This is a genomic window from Bacillus sp. ISL-77 (assembly GCF_018613105.1).
The window spans coordinates 110200-127066 of the sequence record NZ_JAGGQY010000025.1 but is presented as its reverse complement, the minus strand read 5'-3'; the positions used below and the strand labels follow the sequence as shown (position 1 = coordinate 127066).

Below are 16867 nucleotides of genomic sequence, written 5' to 3'. Positions count from 1 at the left end.
GGTTTACTTTATTAAGGGCAAAACGTATGGGGAATTTTCATAAATGATAATAAAAACTCTCTTAAACGAAAAAAAGCGGCAAAGTGGCCGCTCTAAAAAATGAAATGGATAGGTTATAAAAAGCCGAAAGATTCAAGAACAATCACCATTTATCTGAGTCTTCGCAAGATTCATCCACAAAGCATGGGAAGTCATCATTAGATTCTTCGTGGTCACAATGATCATCTTCGTGTGGGTGTTTCTCCCTTTCACAGAAGATCACTGAAGTTGGGTGAGCTGGCGGCTGGCAGCGATCTTCATTGATATCTCCAATTATATTTATACTAACCATGCCTATTTTATCTCTTACCACTGTCGCCTGTACTTTTAAAATAACTTTAAAGACCACACCGCTGACTCCATGTGTCTCTTGTGGTATTACTTGCGGTGGCAGGATTCCTTCTAAAAACGGAGTCGTAAGTTTCAGTGTATCCCCTGGACAGGCTCCCTCACAAATGACCTCTTCCTGAAATGACAAGGTAATTTTCTTAACACACTTACCGTCAACAATCACCATTCCTTTAATAAAACCTTGAATGACGATAAGATCTTTTAAAAGTGTGCCCGTAATTTTAATACTGGATAAATCAGGAACGAATTGAATATTTTTACCCTTCACTTTTTTTATGCTTGTATTTACATGAGCAATAAGTTTTACTTTGTTAGAACAGATCACTGACTGAATGAGAATGGCTTCATTTGTTAGACAAGCTTCACTTTTTGTGTCCATCTGTAAACCTCCCTGAAAAATTAATAGGCATTTTCATCATATGACATTCACCCACAATCGGACACGAAGATTCGTATTTTTATTTTAAGTAGCAACGCGGACAAGAATGGTCAATCAAAAAAAGTTTATTTATTGTAATCGAAATATGATTATCAATATATTTTTATGTATAGAGTTTCGCAGTATGATAATGCAATAAATTAGTTATACAAATTCACTTCCATCAACTAAGTTGGAATCTACAGCAAACGATATGGATCTGTCTTCAGTGCTCACTTTCACAGGGAATGTGCGAAGTCGAACACCAACTAAAGAGCAATGGTCTCGAATATGATAGTCCAAAGCTCCACAGACAAAAAAGGGCCAGAAGCCATTCCTTCTTAGCCCTTTATACTTACACATCTAGAATCCAGTTATCACCCGTTACCATTAAAGAATGTGACGGTTCTTGAAGTCGGCATAGTCGGTTGAAGTGTTGTACAGCGGTCTGGATTGATATCTCCGAGAACTGTTACGCCAGCTTGAACAAGCTTTTCGCGGGATACGGTAATTTGTGTTCTGATAATCACTTTAAAAGTAATAAGAGTTACTGCTACAATGGTGCCAACCGCCCCTACTGCAGGGGTTATCACAGGTTCCAAAACCGCCTCAACAATTGGAGTCGTTTCTTGCAAATCATCTCCTGGACATGCTCCAGGGCACTCAGTTTCCGCCTGGAAAGGAAGATTTAAAGCTACTGTTAATGGAAGTGTAACCCCTGCAAGAGTGATTGTTGCTGTAACCGGAACAAACCCCGAGTTTATAACCTTGCCTTCAATTAGTGTTCCTCTCATAACAATTCCTGTAGGATCTGCTACTACATTAATGGATACTAAATTTCCTATAATCGGAATTCCGATGTCAACTGCTGGGATAGTTAACTCGGCTACTTTCTGTACAGAATTGGTGCATATGACCGAAAGTACTTTTAAACATTCAACACTTGGCGCAGGACAATGTTGCACCTGTTTTGGCAAGCATTGTGAAGCAAAAGCTTGTTGGGCATTGTTACCATTGTGACAATTACAATTAAAATCCAATAAGATCTCTCCCTAATTTTTTTTTTTGAACTTTCATTTCAGTGTATGTATTTAGGAGTAATTGGTTATAGATATTTGCATCATTTTTTGTGATTAAATTAACAACATAAAGTGCATGTATTCATTGTTTTTTTGTAAAATTTATTAGCGAATTATACAAGTCAAATCCTAGGGTTTTAACCAAAACTTTCAAAATTAAATATTTAAATGATATTAAATTGGTTTATTCGATAAATTTTTCTCAATGCACTTTTTACAGTATGGCTTAAACTGGACAACAACTCGGTTTTCAGCTTTAATTTTAATCTGTTTTTTATTAAAAAAAACAAATCCCTCAATTGTTATCCAGTCATGGAGATCCTTATTGAGTAGGATCCGGAAATCTTTTATTGAAAGAGATTCTTCAGGCATCACTTTCTTTTGATTGATTGGATAAAACCAAACTTCCCCTTTCTCTTTTGAACTTTTGGACCCATGATTCTTAACAAATTGCCATTGAGTATCTGTTAGGTTCTCTAAAGTACTTGGCATTTTTTTATGAACTAAATTTTTCCCTGTAATGTTTGCAGTACCCTTTGGGGTAAAACGAAAGCAAACATAGGGATCTTCCAAAGGCTGAGAACTTCTATTTTCTATACAAAATGTCCCTTTTAATAAGCTGGTTTTATTCCCGTAAAAAATTATAGAATAATCAAAATATGCTATACTATTACTTTTTTTCACACCATTCTGTTTCGGACTGTTATCGTTCACAAATGGCGGCAAAGAAGGAATGGGGGTTGATATTTTTTGAACAAGATCCTCGATTTGTTTATCTTTTTCATTTATTTCATGTTGTTGAAGGTTAAGCCTTTCTATAACCTTAGTATTTTCTTGATGAAAAGATTCTATTTGTTTCTCCTTCTTATCCAGTTCAACCCGCATCTTCTTCAGTACTTCTTCATATTCACCAATTTTTATCTCGACTTCTTTATGATTTAAGTCCCTAAACTCAGATTCCTGCCTATCCTCTTTTAGCTGTTGAATTGCTAGTTCTTTTTCTTGAGATACAATTTTTAAATCGGTTTGCAGACGTTCAATCATTTCTTCTGCCAAAATGAGTTTTTTCCGTAATTTAAAAGAATTCTCCTTGTAAAATTGGAGACGGGCTATTGAGGCATCATAGCTCATGGGTTTATTTTGTGAATCCACTGTACTCATCCTCTCCTGATTACTCCAATGATATAAATACGGTAATGTTTAATTTCTTTTCCTTTGCAAGGGGCAGTTATTAGGTATATAGGTTACGGTATCGTTAACGGGGTCTATTTTGAAACAAACAATTGGCCTTAATACCTTATTGTAATACTATAAGTGAATTTCCAATAAATAAGTCCAATATTATTAAAAGAAAGTGTCATTTTACCCAAAATTAATCTGTAAATTGGGTATTCTATTAACGCCTATTGATGTAAATGTCCACAAAATAACTTCTATAACTAACCCGCATAATATTAAAAACTTGAAAGGGGGAGTCTTTTTGTGTCTCCAATGTTTATTAGAATCGGGTTGTTAGTTATTTCCTGATGTTCCTCTCTCTTCCTTCCAAAAACAGCTTTTAGAAGGTATTCTCCAGTTGCAATACTTGCTTCGTTACTTGTATTAATCGAGAGCTTTTTAGCTATCCCGTATAAATGGTGGAGAGTTAAAGGTGGCATAACCACTAAAATCTTTAACGATTTAAGTTTTATCCTAGGTCCTTGTTTAGTTGGCACAATCTGGATATTCAGATTGACATACGGTAAGTTGTGGTTGTATTTATTGTTAAATATATTTCTGGATGCCTTTCTTTCCTACCCTATGAACTGGATATTTCAAAAATTAAAGGTGTATAAACTAATCAACTTTAAACCCAAACACATATTCTTTACATCTATTACATATGCCATAATTATCTACATCTACCAAATGTTCTTGGATAGAGACTACAATTAATGGCTTATGAAGCATTTCGATTTAAGCGAAAAAAGAGTATAGTACTTGGATTGCACCTTCGAGTTTTCAAATAAGAAAAAGCCCTTCTCACGAGAAGAGGCTTCAACCATTTCTTTTTTTCAAGTTCGATTTAAAGTACGATGTCACGAATAATTATTTCACCAAGATATCTTCCAGAGTTTGTTGCATACCCAATGGATATCGGTGCAGTAACAGTCGCGTCTATGACAATGCGTACAGTATTACCGACTAATAAACCAACTCCGAGTAATGCATCTCCTGAAGCTGATGCAACGTTCTGCGATTTTCATTCCTTCTTTAATTCAGGAAATTCACCGTTTTAAAAATCAGTCCTGCAATCCAACATATTCTTTTAAAATTCGCTCCCCTTCTTCGTCAAGTTCGCAATAAACATTACCTTTGTCATCTTTGATTTTCGGCAAAATCGGAAGGTTAATTGTGCTTCCGTCAGCATTAGTTAAACTGAGATTTATTTTAACAGCTTCAAAAGTTTTCTCTAATGCTGATAAGTCCCTCACTGTCATCTTAACTTTAATTATCCCCATAGTACGGCTCTTAATATGGAATGTTAAAACATGAAAATTTGAATCGTTCATATGGTAAAAAAAACTCCCTATATACCTATTTCCAGCTAATTATAATGTTGCCCCAATAGGTTAGCTCTTATTATGCAATATGTGTCAAATGCGACATAAAAATAGAGTAGATTTTCCGTTTTTAATTCTGAAAAGTGAAACTCCTTGCGATGCATGATCCAGTGTCTTTCGTTGTATTTGACGTATTGTACTATAAGGGTGAGAAAGTAACCCAGCTACCACTTTTTTATAGGAGAAAAGAAATCCTCGATGCCCTCATACCAGTTAATACTCCCATTATATCGAAAGTAATGAGCATCGATGGCAACGGCATCCCCCTCTTTGAACTAATCAAGGAGCAAAACCTTGAAGGAATTGTCCTAAAGAAGAAGGATAGCACTTATGAAATTGGGAAGCGATCACACTCCTGGCTCAAAGTGATTAACTACCAATATGCAAATGTAATTGTGAACGGGTACCGGAAAGACGAATTTGGTTGGCTTTTATCATATGCGGACGGACGTTATGCGGGGATAATGGAGCTTGGCGTTCCGCAAGAAGAAAAAATGAGAATATATCAAACGTCAAAGGATGAGAATGAAAGGCTTGTCTTTATTGAACCCGTATCATGCAATGTTAAATATAGAAATTTAACGAATGCTGGCCTGCTGTGGCTCCCTTCCTACGTTTCAATGAAAGCGTAAAAGCCCTTCAAAATTGAAGGGCGCTTACCAAAATACATCATCTATTTCGGGTATCGGTCCTTTTTCAATTTCTTTATCTTGTTCTATAATGTCCATGGTTCCGTTAACTACCGCTTTTTCAATCATCGTTGTTCTATAACCTTTTTGCTCGTTTAATGCTCTTTATGTATTGGTAAGCTACCTCTGGAATATAAATATTCTTGCTTGCGTAAAATTCCCCACTTGAAGAACCTTTATTTCCTCCCATGTCTAGAAATACTTCAAGGCTTAGCCTCACAAAAGAATCTTATAGTAAACAATATCATTTATGGGAAAGTAATTTACAGGTAATTCAAACCAAAAGCGTGTATATCCTTCTTCAGGACTTTCTATACCGATTCTCCCATTGTGTCGGAGAATGATTTCACGTGCAATGGATAATCCTAGACCACTCCCGCCCATTCGACTTGTTCTCGCGGTATCGGAACGATAGAATCGATCAAATACCCGTTCTCTTTCTTCAGGAGGTATACCAGATCCACGATCAGCTACTTCCACACGAACCCAATTATTTTTAGGAAACACATGAACCCTGATCCAATTTCCACTTGCTCCATACTTAAGAGCATTTTCTAAAAAATTGCTGATCACCCGATCTATCTTTCCTGGAGTGAGGTTCACCCAAAACTCCTTGCCAATATTGTTTCACCTCGAGATAAAGGTGAAGCAGCAGTGGCTGCACCTGGTTTTGCCATTAATATGGGCTTTGGTACCTTTGTAGAAGCCGCTTATCCATTTATGTTTTCCAACAAATATATCTTTGCTGGAGTAATCCTCTCATCCGGATTAGGAGGATTACTTGTTGGACTTTTTGATGTTCGTGGAACGGCCTATGTTCCATCATTTATGGCACCACTTTTATCCAATAATATGACAGGCTTTATCATCGCAATGGCTGGAAGTTTAATATGTTCATTTCTCATTACGCTTTCCATAAATAAAATCTCTGTGAAAAAGAGCAAGAATATGGTTAGAGAGCAGAAAGCGAATAAAGTAGCAGGTTAATCATTATATGCGTTCGTCCATTAAAAAAATGGCCGAAACAAATAAATAGTTTAATGCTTTCCTTTACCTAAAACAAGAAGCTGACCAAAAAAAGTAGTCACTCAACGACCGTTTGGGACAGCTTCTTATTTTTTTCATAGTAAATAATATAAATAATAAAACCAACATTAGTAAATTTGGGATACCTACAAACCAACCTTCCATATTAAAGGCGATAGAAGCTGAAAAAACTAACAACCACATCGTACCGTTCGGGAATTCCCTGAATATATACTCTACTTCAGAAACTAATTTACTTTTTCTTGGTCCTCCTGCTTATCAAGCTCCCCGACTTAATTTATATAAATGTATAGGTATGGATCATTCATTTTCTCGTTGAACGAATGAGGCCTTTCAGAAGCTGCCGCACCAGGTTTTTGAGCCTGTCTTCACGAAAGTAATCGATGAAGTCATTTCGCATCGATTATCCTAAAAATAGATTCTGTAAAAGACATTTTTGGGGTATCCCCCAACATAAAAAATAAAAATCCCTTTACTCGATTTGTTTGAAGCCATCTAATATGATAGAAAGCAATCCCTTACTTGCTTCATAAACAAGTTGCTCCTTAGGGACCGGGCGTTTTTCCTCTTTTCTTGACTCAATACCGTTTCTATACACATACTTTCTTCGAAGGATTCCTTTTTTCTGATTATAATAAAGGACAAACCGCTTCAGATTCGATTTCATGTCAGAATTTTTCCAAATGATGTAAAAATTCTGCTGATCCTTCCATTCTTCAACTGAAATCATCGAGTACAGTAAACTTAACTGTAAAATGTTAAAATCATTATTAAAAACTTTAACATCCCTTTCTAAGGTTACTTTTGGTTGATCGATTGTTGGCAGATACTCGTCAACAACTCCAAACTGCTGAAGTTTTTCTATTAATTGTTCGTAGTTATTAATTTTAATTTCCTCCTCTGTTTAAACGATATTTCACTTTCCTTTTATTAATCCTAAAGATAATATCAATTTTATATTCTCCCTTAAATCGATACATCCATATTCCACTTTTATCCTTTTCATGAACAAACGAACTTCTTTAAGTTCATATCTTTTTTTATTATGTAATCATAGATTATACCCTATTCATCTTCTTCATGAACCCATTCAATCGTATAGTAGCATTCCACAAACGCTTCATAAAACCCCCATCCAGTACCATCTGCCATTGATACAACTTTACTTAGTCTGGTAGAAAATTCTCGGTAAAATTCTTCATTCTGATCACATTCCATTGCTACCTGGTCAAACATTTTTACCATACTAGAATAAAAATTTGCATCAATATCACCATAGGAACAGGTAAAATCAACACCTTGTTCCACATAGAAAAGCATCAGGTCAACGGTTCGTTTCTCATCATTTGTCGCCTTTTTAAAAGCAGTAATCTCTTTCTTAGCTTCTGCTAATCGAAGCTTCCCATGTCCTTTCTCAGGAAAAAATTCATTCTGTATTTTCTTTCTAGCCTGTTGAAATAGAACTTCAATCGCTTCGTTCCCTAGAAACTTACTAGATAAGAAGTTTTGAACATCTTTGTTTGCCTTAAACATTTCGACAACCAGCTCAATCAATTCTTTTTTTTCATATTCCTTTAACTGTTTTTTTAAATCAGTAATTTTGATTTTCACCATAATCCTCCAATTTTCAACGGCTTTTTTTGATTGTATTTATTCATTCATTTATCCCTAATTTCCCATTCGACTATATTTTATGGACAAATATAAAAATCTTTCATTTGGGAAATAATTTAATGCATAGGGAAAATCTTGTCAATTAAAATTTTTTCACTATTACAACAAATAATTTTCGCTCAATTGATTCAGGTGTATAAAATACAGGAGGCAAATAGCTAAAATAAAAAATCCAGGACTCAATAATTGAATGAACTGCACCCCAATATACTTTGCAGTATAAACTAGACGTACTAATTTTATGAAGGAACAAGGAACGTCTATCAGAGAAACAGCTGCAATATTTAACATTCCAGCACCTTCTACACTATTCCATGGAAAAAGCAATTTGAAACGCATGGAATAGACGCCCTTGAACTAAAGAAAAGGGGCGTCCATCTATGAAAAATGAGAAACAAGAAACATCAAAAAAACAAGCACCAGTCGAAGGTTCTATTGAGTCACTCCACGAGGAATTAGAACGTTTACGTATGGAGAATGCGTATTAAAAAAGTTGAATGCCTTAGTTCAAAACAAGGAAAAATCACAAAAAAAGACAAAGCGCAAGTAGTCTATGAATTGAGGCATGAATTTCCGGTGATAGCATTTCTAAAGCTCGCAGACATCCCGCGTAGCACCTATTATTATAGGGTGAAAATTCCGGGTCGTCCGGATTCAGATGCAGAGTTGAAAGTATTAATTCAAACGATTTATGACGAACATGAAGGCCGTTATGGTTACCGCCGTATTCGTGATGAACTTAGAAATCGTGGACACGAAGTAAACCACAAAAAAATACAGCGTATCATGAATGAACTAGGATTGAAATCACATGTTCGTATGAAAAAATATCGCTCTTACAAAGGAACAGTTGGGAAGACTGCTCCAAATATTTTAGACCGAAACTTTCAAGCAGACAGACCAAATGAGAAATGGGTTACGAATATTACGGAGTTTAAATTATTTGGAGAAAAGTTATATTTATCTCCTATGTTGGATTTATTTAATGGCGAGATCATCAATTATACAATCGGTACACGCCCCACCTATTCACTGGTTTCAACAATGTTAGATCAAGCTTTTGAACGTTTAACAAACGAGGATTCACTTCTTATCCATTCTGATCAAGGGTGGCACTATCAAATGAAAAAATACCGTAAAGCCATCAGTGGACATGGGACGCAAAGTATGTCTCGCAAAGGGAACTGTTACGATAACGCTGTTATGGAAAATTTCTTTGGAATTATGAAATCGAAATTTCTTTATCTAAAAGAATTTAAAAGTGTGGAACATTTTAAACAAGAACTAGAAAAATATATAGAATACTATGATCACAAACGAATTAAGGCAAAATTAAAAGGCATGAGCCCGGTACAATACCGAGCTCATGCCCAACAAGCTGCCTAACGAATAACCTGTCTAACTTTACGGGGTCACTTCAATTTAGATTTAAAGATACCCCTTTTTCTCTAAGGCAATTACACCATAGTTGTGATGGTTGACATCTGAACTAATTGCAGATCACAATATCATCGAAATTGATTCGACTGCCCGATGTACCTGTAACAACGCTGAGTTCCAAACACGTTTACTATTACATCCTAAAATTTATAAATAAAAGAGCAACTTGTCCGTTGCTCTTATTTTGAGTCAGATATATGAATTTTTTACTTATATCGGAACCTCTGATTTTTTACCGTAGGACTGGAATTTTTTCCATATTGGTCAAAACCTCTATCATAAAATTGAGCGACCTTACTGGACCAGTCGCTGGTATCTTGTCCGCTGGTCCGTTCAGACATATAGGATGATATCGTTTGATCATATTGGTCAATAATTTCCTTTTGCATTTTCGTATCATACTGTTCTTTCTGAAGGGTTGCCTTAATTGGTAGCCTTGGTTTTTGAGCGGGGACGGATCGTGGATATCCGACGACCAGACCTGAGATTGGGAAAACATATTCCGGAAGATTCAATAGATCAACAAAGGTTTGGGGATTTCTCCGTAACCCTCCGATTGGAACAATCCCGAGTCCCATCGATTTAGCGGCTATCACCGCACTACCTAGAGCGATCCCTACATCTGTTGAACCGATAATAATGGCTTCTAAGTCCTCGACAATTTTAAACTCCGTACCATTTTTTTCAGCTGCCAGCTTCGCCCGATAAAAATCCATGCAAAACACTAGAAATACTGGAGCTTCCTCAATCCACCTTTGGTTGCCTGCCGCTTTCGCCAATGCTGCTTTCCTTTCAGGCTCCCTAACTTCGATTACGCTCACTTGCTGACCATTAATCCAATTGGGACCAGCCAAAGCCGCCTCAATAATCACTTGGATCTGGGCTTCGCTCACCTCTTTTTCAGTGTCGAAGTCCCTAACTGAGCGATGATTTCTTAATAATTGAATGGTTTCGTTCATACTATCACTCCTCGTGTATACGATACTACACACTCAGCTTTAAATTCAAACACCTGAATCTAATAAAAGTGCCTGACACCACTGAAGGTGGTGTCAGGCACCATTTTACTTATTTAGAAGTTCTAAAAAGGAACAAATCGTTAAGATTCCTTTATCAAAGTTTTCTAAGTTAAAGTGTTCGTTTGGAGCATGAAGATTTTCATCTGGCAGACCGAATCCCATTAAAACAACAGGTGCATATAGGGATTGGTTGAAATCCGATACAATAGGAATCGAACCACCTTCTCTTTTATAAACCGGCGATTTCCCATAAACGGTTTCATACGCTTCAGCTGCTTTTTGGATCATCGGACTGTCGATTGGCGTTAAAAATGGATTCCCCGTATCGCCAAGAGACACTTTCACCGTACATCCCTTTGGTGCATGTTCCTCAAGATGCTTTTTGATTAATTCCTGAATTTTTTCAGGGTTTTGATTGTGAACTAGACGGCAGGTGATTTTGGCATGAGCTTCGTTCGGGATGACCGTTTTTGTTCCTTCTCCCTGAAATCCGCCCCATAATCCGTTTATTTCTAATGTTGGCCTGGAACTGATTCTCTCAGGGTAAGGATAATTGTTTTCCCCTCCTGTTAAATCAGTTAATGCTAACGATTTTTTTAACTTTTCTTCATCGAAGCCCAGTGCTTTAATTTGTTCCTTTTCAAATGCGGTTAATTCCACTACTTCATCATAAAAATGGTCAACATTTACTTTACCATTTGAATCATGAAGAGTTGAAAGCAGCTGTACCAATAGATGGTTGGCGTTTTGAACTCCTCCGCCGAACATGCCCGAGTGTAAATCAGAATTTGCGGTTTTAAGGGAAACTTCTAATGCACACAGACCTCTTAATGAATAAGTAATGGCAGGGACGCCTCTGTCCCACATATCAGAATCGGAAATCACGACCACATCACAGGATAATTTTTCTTTATTCTCGGATAAGTATGGCGGAAGATGAGGACTTCCGATTTCTTCTTCTCCCTCGATGCAGAATTTTACGTTTACCGGTAATTTCCCTTCTAATTTCAATAGTGTTTCCACTGCTTTGATATGTAAGAACGTCTGCCCTTTGTCGTCGGTTGCCCCTCTGGCATAGATCTTTTCATCACGGATCGTTGGTTCAAACGGAGGCGTTTCCCATAAATGAATGGGGTCAACGGGCTGTACATCATAATGGCCGTACACTAAGACCGTTGGGGCGTTTTCCTGATGAAGCCAGTCCGCATAGATAATCGGATGCCCTTTTGTCTGGACGATTTCAACATGTTCCATTCCAATGCTTTCTAATTTATTGGCAATCCATGAAGCTGCTTTTTGAATGTCCTCTTTATGCTCGGATAAGGAACTGATGCTTGGAATCCGGAGCAATTCTTTTAATTCCTCGACATTTTGATTATGTTGATTGGATAACAACTCGGATAATTGACTCATGTTCTCACCTTTTCAAGTTTATTTTCTATTCTTATTTTATACAAAAAGAATGGGGAAAACCTACAATCCGCTCTAATTCATATACCGATATTCCCTCAAACTATTCAAAATTGAAATTTCCTGTAATAGTTCTTTCCCTATATTCGTTTCTCTTACCTTTTTTCTCACTAGTTCTTTATCCACTAATCTTTTGACAGATAATACATCCGTTGCGTCACTTAATACATCTTCTTTTGAATGAAAATGTTTATGAGCAACCAATTGCATACCGTAGGAATTATATAGTAACGTGTATCCTGCTATACCTGTTACAGATTGATAGGGTTTTGAGAACCCACCATCGATAACAATCATTCTTCCATTCGCTTTGATGGGATTCTCTCCCTCAATTTCTTTCACTGGTGTATGGCCGTTGATAATATGACCCTGCTCAGGGTCGAGATCAAATTCAGCAAGGAGTTTTTTGCAAAGTTCTTCATTCTCACGTAAGTAATAATAAGGGTTCTTTCTCTCCTTGTGCGTTTCCTTATCCTGAATAAAGTACCTTTCAAAGGTGGTCATTTCTCTTTTTCCAAAGAGGGATGAGTATTCTCCGTTCCATAAATACCAAACCATATCAGTTGCAAGGTCTTCTGTCTTTTCCGGATGTTCAAAAGCATGTCGTAAATTATATTCAAACGTATCAAGTAATTCACGGCCTGCATACGTTTTATTCTCAATCGTCATTTTTTCCATATTTCCTTCTTCATCTAAAGGAATGCAACCATGAATTAACAAGTTACCGTTATATTTCAAATAAAGGCTGCCCTTTTTCATTAGGAATTTCATATGTCTAGCCAGCTTTTCGGAATGCTGCACGGAAAATAACAATTTTTCTATGACTTGTTCTTCCTCATCTAGTAATTGATCGGGCTGCATTGGATTAATCGTTGTAAAGCAACTATTTACTAGAGGGTAGGTTTTCCCATGTATCGTTATTTCGTTCTTTTCATAATCAATTTTCTCAAGTAAAAGTCTTTCTGACATATTAAAGTACGGGCGCCTCTTAATGATCGGGATTTCCAGTTTGAATTGAATCATGGCGATCGCTTGATGAATTTTCGTAATTTGCAGTTGTTCATGATTAGATAGTTTTTTATCGGAATGGACCTTAGGTCTAAAAACCGGATTGTCTTCATAGTACTTTTCCGCTAGATTAAGTAATGGTCTTAGATTGATTCCATATACGTCTTCAATAATATCCAAATTGTCGTATCTCGCACAAATACGAATAATATTAGCCAGACATACCTTTGATCCAGCAAAGGCACCCAGCCATAGGACATCATGGTTTCCCCATTGAATATCAACCGAATGGTAATCGATCAGTGTTTCCATAATTTTATCGGGCTCGGGTCCACGGTCGTAAATATCCCCTACTACATGAAGATGGTCGACAACTAATCTCTGTGTCGTATAGGCAAGACCTATGATCAGTTTATCAGCCTGTGCTAAGGAGATAATCTGCTGGACAATTTTTGAATAATAATCATCCTTATTTGTGGAATCATCTTTTTTGTAGAGTAACTCTTCAATTATATACACAAACTGTTTCGGCAAAGCTTTACGTAACTTAGAGCGTGTGTATTTGGAGGAGGCATAAGAAATGAGCTTAATCATTCGCTCAATGATTTCTGTATACCATTGGTTTAATTCTAGTTCATTACCAAAATGACTTTTTATTAACTTCAGTTTTTCCTCTGGGTAATAAATTAATGTTGCAAATTCATTCCTTTCGGTTTCAGTTAAGTTATGTTGAAACAGGTCATTAATTTTTTCTTTTACATTCCCTGAACCATTTCTTAATACATGTTGAAAGGCTTGATACTCACCATGTAAATCACTGACAAAATGTTCAGTCCCCTTTGGTAGATTTAGAATGGATTCGAGATTAATAATTTCTGTTGCTACTTTTTCTGCACTATCATATTTTTGGGCGAGTAAATCTAGATATTTTGCGTTCAAAATTATGTATCCCCTTTCAGAATTGACTGCGTTGCACTTATTAACATCATTCATTAATAATATTATAAGTGATAAATAGAATATATTTGATATCATAATACATATTTTTATTGTCTTTATTTGCAAAAGAAGGAAATTTGATGGCTGCAATCGCAGAACTTCGCGAAACACATCACTCTTCACCTGCCGTAAGGTCAAGTACAAATCGCCCTGGAATCGCTCTTCCGGCAGGCGTTTATCTTTCTTAGGTAAAAAACGCCAATTTCGTCTGGCTGGTTGAATGGGGATTTCATTTGAAGCGGTAATGGATGTAATACGTATGAGGAGTTTCTAACTATTAAATAAACCCATGGATATTTTTACTATTGTTTCCCTCACTTCATTTCAATTGGTCCTAAAACAATTATTAAATTTTCAGTGCTGGTTGAATGGATGCTAGGAAAGCCCCATTGTTTTTTGAACCCTCAAGATACTTTTCTTATTATTCCATGTCTCATCTTTTAATATTTCAATGCTGTCTTCTTGATTTTTTAATTGTTCTTTAATTTCGCTAAAGTCTTTAGCATTTTGAAGTTTCATTTCACTTAATTCGGCCTTTAGAAATTCTTGTCCCGTCCTCAATGCTAAAATTCTACCATGTTCTTTTAAGGTTTCGCCGTGCTCATTCAACGTTTCGCTGTGCTCTTTCAACATTTTGCCATGCTCTTTCAACATTTCGCCATGCTCTTTCAACATTTCGCCATGCTCTTTCAACGTAAAATCTAAATGATCCAGCTTATTATTCATTTGCTGTAGTAGGGTAAGGATCTGCTTCTCCAATTAAAGCACCTCCGTTTCATTGCCCATATTATATCATGATATATCAGTTTCCGTACTATCTGAAAAAAATTGTCGAAAGTGACAAAAGGTGACATTTTCGTTTAATCGTTAAGACATGATCGGGTTTTTCTACAATGTGACATTTTTTCCTTCCTCCGATTCGGAGAGTCCTTTAAATTTTTCAAACTTTAATCCGGTTACAATAAATCCCGCCCCAGTGAAAAGAGCGCCAATGACCTCAACAACCTTCTGGCTGTCGCCTGATACACTTGCCGCAGCAAACACTAGGGTGCCGATCAATAAAAGATAGCCTGAAAATCTAGGAAATACCTTCCCCCTAATCATTGATACTCCCAACAATATCATTCCTACTACAAACAGGAGCGGTCCGAAGGTATAAATCGGCTGAGTAAAAGCTGTGGTAAAAACTTGGCCAACCTTTTCCCCTGAAGCATGTGCAATTTCCACAAAAACAATGGCTGTTACAATGATGTTTCCTATGTTTCCTAGAAGCATGGCCTAGAGACCCAGCAAGCCGTTTCTTTCCCCTTGAAGAAAATATAGTCCGAAAACAGTAAAGACGAGCAGTAAATGGGCAGCAAAAACAAGAAAAGTACCAAAAATACTATCAGTTGCTATATTCCAAAACGTCACGAAAGAAATAATTGATTACTGTCAACACCACGAGCTACTTACCAAGGATATTACATCTGAGGAGATTGTAACAGACATCGTCAATATTTATGTAGGCTCGCTTGTCGATAGGGTAATATCCATTTCAATGGTTTCTATTAACGTGATTGGGGTTTGATTAGTTGGCATTCCGGACGCCTCTTCCACTGGGGAACCACTGTTTTGATCCCCATCTTGCTGGGTACCGATGTTCGTTTGATATTCCTCATCCAACTGTTCCATCGGATGAAACGCAAGTACCGTTGCAGCTGCCATTAACCTAACTCCCACTAATCTTTTTCGCATCCATACTCCCTCTTTTCTTTCAATCTATCACTCTTCCAATTTTACAAACTGTCCGTATTGCCAGCTCTCTCGTTTCAGGATTGTAAAGGATCAACTTGTGATGATTGATGAATCGTTCCATTAACGAATGAACACTCTCAATCGAATAGCCCAAATCAAATGCCATTTGTTTTTTGGTAATTTTATAGATTCCGATTTGAGTCGTATGTGGATTCGTAAGAAGGTAAAGATAAAAAAATTTATCTTCTGGAGTCATCTCCTCTGAAACAATTGGATTCTTCCAAAAATCAGTACGGACCATTCTAAACTTTGCCATCTGCAACCACTGCCTTCCTTTTTATAAAACCCTACATAGAAGATATAGGGTTTAATGAAGAAAACGGATATGTTCTTTTTCATAAGCATGTGAATATTTAATGAACAAACTAATACCGTGGTCAAATAAAAATGGTTTGGAATCTATCTATCAATTAAATGATCCGTTCTCAATCCCGATTGTTGCTACTTCGTAACAGTTCTACTTAACAATATCGGATAAACGTATAAGAGCTTCATAATAGAATAGAAATAAGCTTTCAATTATACTGATGATTAGGATGCAAAGGATTCTGCCAGAAAGAAGGACTATATATGCTATTTTACGTAATTGCAATCCTCGTAATTGTGATGGACCAGCTTTCTAAATATCTAATTCGGACTTACATTGACATCAATGAAACATTTACATTGTGGGGAATACAACTCACACATATCGAAAATAGCGGGATGGCAGGAGGTTTATTTCAAGGGTATGCGCGGCTCTTCGGTGTTGTGGCTGTGTTGTTCGTGATAGGTGTTTTATATTTTCGCAAAACCGGAGATATAAAAGGTGCTCTCATCGATAGTAGTTTTGGATTCCTAGTCGGTGGAGCAATTGGAAATGGCATTGATCGACTTTTGTTTGGGCAGGTGACAGATTTTATCATTCGCTCTGGTGGAATTCTTAACTTGGCCGACCATGCTATCGAGATCGGGGGGTTACTGCTTATTATTTATGGAGTTGTTAGCTGGTTGAAAAATAAGCACTAGATTCTCTAGAAATGCATATGTAAAAATGCTCTTTTACTGTCTTTGCTAAAGTCAAGGGTGGATTATTTTTTTGGGTTAAATGAAAGAAAGGCTACGATCAAGCTTGCAAATGCAAACGTAATCATGAAGGTTTCATAGTGAATAAAAAAGTGAAAGGCACTTTTTTATTCTGTAATTGTACCCATTGAAAAAGAATTCATTGTACAATACCTTTAATGAAGTGGAG

At 36.6% G+C, this 16867-nt stretch carries 18 protein-coding genes and 2 pseudogenes; 5 read left to right on the top strand and 15 right to left on the bottom strand.

Translation table 11 applies throughout. The features are described from left to right. Window positions 1–142: 142 nt before the first annotated feature. The 4 genes from J7E77_RS10065 to J7E77_RS10050 all read right to left on the bottom strand — a co-directional run bounded on the left by J7E77_RS10065 (window position 143) and on the right by J7E77_RS10050 (window position 3602). Window positions 143–769, bottom strand: a complete 627-nt coding sequence (locus tag J7E77_RS10065; protein WP_214713897.1) for a hypothetical protein — start codon at window positions 767–769, stop codon at window positions 143–145. A gap of 416 nt (window positions 770–1185) precedes the next feature. After that, on the bottom strand, window positions 1186–1848 hold the full coding sequence (locus tag J7E77_RS10060) for a hypothetical protein (protein WP_214713895.1): 663 nt from the start codon (window positions 1846–1848) through the stop codon (window positions 1186–1188). Between the two features lie 213 nt (window positions 1849–2061). Then, on the bottom strand, window positions 2062–3039 hold the full coding sequence (locus J7E77_RS10055) for a hypothetical protein (RefSeq protein ID WP_214713893.1): 978 nt from the start codon (window positions 3037–3039) through the stop codon (window positions 2062–2064). Window positions 3040–3341: 302 nt separating this feature from the next. After that, window positions 3342–3602 (bottom strand): hypothetical protein, encoded by a 261-nt coding sequence (locus tag J7E77_RS10050; protein ID WP_214713891.1) that lies wholly within the window; start codon window positions 3600–3602, stop codon window positions 3342–3344. Between the two features lie 360 nt (window positions 3603–3962). Here J7E77_RS10050 and J7E77_RS10045 point away from each other — a divergent pair, with 360 nt between their 5' ends. Continuing rightward, window positions 3963–4166 (top strand): hypothetical protein, encoded by a 204-nt coding sequence (locus J7E77_RS10045; protein ID WP_214713889.1) that lies wholly within the window; start codon window positions 3963–3965, stop codon window positions 4164–4166. A 3-nt stretch (window positions 4167–4169) separates the two neighbouring features. Here the strand turns inward: J7E77_RS10045 and J7E77_RS10040 are convergent, their stop codons facing one another. Next, window positions 4170–4439: a hypothetical protein gene (locus J7E77_RS10040; protein WP_214713887.1), complete on the bottom strand. Its 270-nt coding sequence runs from the start codon at window positions 4437–4439 to the stop codon at window positions 4170–4172. 149 nt (window positions 4440–4588) lie between these two features. On the opposite strand from J7E77_RS10040, the gene J7E77_RS10035 reads away from it, so the two are divergent. After that, window positions 4589–5122: an ATP-dependent DNA ligase gene (locus tag J7E77_RS10035; RefSeq protein WP_214713885.1), complete on the top strand. Its 534-nt coding sequence runs from the start codon at window positions 4589–4591 to the stop codon at window positions 5120–5122. Between the two features lie 273 nt (window positions 5123–5395). On the opposite strand, the gene J7E77_RS10030 is transcribed toward J7E77_RS10035, so the two are convergent. After that, window positions 5396–5782, bottom strand: coding sequence for a sensor histidine kinase (locus J7E77_RS10030; RefSeq protein ID WP_214713882.1), 387 nt, complete (start codon window positions 5780–5782; stop codon window positions 5396–5398). 51 nt (window positions 5783–5833) lie between these two features. Here J7E77_RS10030 and J7E77_RS10025 point away from each other — a divergent pair, with 51 nt between their 5' ends. Next, the gene (locus J7E77_RS10025; protein WP_251026606.1) at window positions 5834–6166 is read left to right on the top strand and encodes a hypothetical protein; all 333 of its coding nucleotides are present in this window, start codon (window positions 5834–5836) and stop codon (window positions 6164–6166) included. 532 nt (window positions 6167–6698) lie between these two features. Here J7E77_RS10025 and J7E77_RS10020 read toward each other — a convergent pair. Then, window positions 6699–6893: a hypothetical protein gene (locus J7E77_RS10020; RefSeq protein ID WP_142292187.1), complete on the bottom strand. Its 195-nt coding sequence runs from the start codon at window positions 6891–6893 to the stop codon at window positions 6699–6701. Between the two features lie 398 nt (window positions 6894–7291). Next, window positions 7292–7840: a DUF6155 family protein gene (locus J7E77_RS10015; RefSeq protein WP_214713881.1), complete on the bottom strand. Its 549-nt coding sequence runs from the start codon at window positions 7838–7840 to the stop codon at window positions 7292–7294. A gap of 266 nt (window positions 7841–8106) precedes the next feature. Between J7E77_RS10015 and J7E77_RS10010 the strand changes: the two are divergent. Then, a pseudogene (locus tag J7E77_RS10010) lies at window positions 8107–9286 on the top strand (IS3 family transposase); the annotation flags it as partial. 260 nt (window positions 9287–9546) lie between these two features. On the opposite strand, the gene J7E77_RS10005 reads toward J7E77_RS10010, so the two are convergent. The 7 genes and pseudogenes from J7E77_RS10005 to J7E77_RS09975 all read right to left on the bottom strand — a co-directional run. Further along, window positions 9547–10299, bottom strand: coding sequence for an NADPH-dependent oxidoreductase (locus J7E77_RS10005; RefSeq protein ID WP_214713879.1), 753 nt, complete (start codon window positions 10297–10299; stop codon window positions 9547–9549). A 105-nt stretch (window positions 10300–10404) separates the two neighbouring features. Then, on the bottom strand, window positions 10405–11772 hold the full coding sequence (locus tag J7E77_RS10000; protein WP_214713877.1) for a dipeptidase: 1368 nt from the start codon (window positions 11770–11772) through the stop codon (window positions 10405–10407). Window positions 11773–11844: 72 nt separating this feature from the next. Next, window positions 11845–13776: a fructose-1,6-bisphosphatase gene (locus J7E77_RS09995; protein WP_214713875.1), complete on the bottom strand. Its 1932-nt coding sequence runs from the start codon at window positions 13774–13776 to the stop codon at window positions 11845–11847. Window positions 13777–14211: 435 nt separating this feature from the next. Then, entirely contained in the window at window positions 14212–14595 is a 384-nt protein-coding gene (locus tag J7E77_RS09990; RefSeq protein ID WP_214713873.1) for a hypothetical protein, read from the bottom strand. A gap of 129 nt (window positions 14596–14724) precedes the next feature. Continuing rightward, a complete protein-coding gene (locus J7E77_RS09985) occupies window positions 14725–15111 on the bottom strand; it encodes a DUF4386 family protein (RefSeq protein WP_214713871.1) in 387 nt (128 codons plus the stop codon). Between the two features lie 225 nt (window positions 15112–15336). Next, window positions 15337–15573, bottom strand: coding sequence for a hypothetical protein (locus J7E77_RS09980; RefSeq protein WP_214713869.1), 237 nt, complete (start codon window positions 15571–15573; stop codon window positions 15337–15339). A 52-nt stretch (window positions 15574–15625) separates the two neighbouring features. Beyond that, window positions 15626–15889: pseudogene (locus J7E77_RS09975) on the bottom strand (DNA replication protein DnaD); the annotation flags it as partial. 314 nt (window positions 15890–16203) lie between these two features. Between J7E77_RS09975 and lspA the strand changes: the two are divergent. Continuing rightward, window positions 16204–16641 carry a signal peptidase II gene (lspA, locus tag J7E77_RS09970; RefSeq protein WP_214713867.1) on the top strand — a complete coding sequence of 146 codons (438 nt, stop codon included), beginning with the start codon at window positions 16204–16206 and terminating at the stop codon, window positions 16639–16641. Window positions 16642–16867 lie beyond the last annotated feature (226 nt).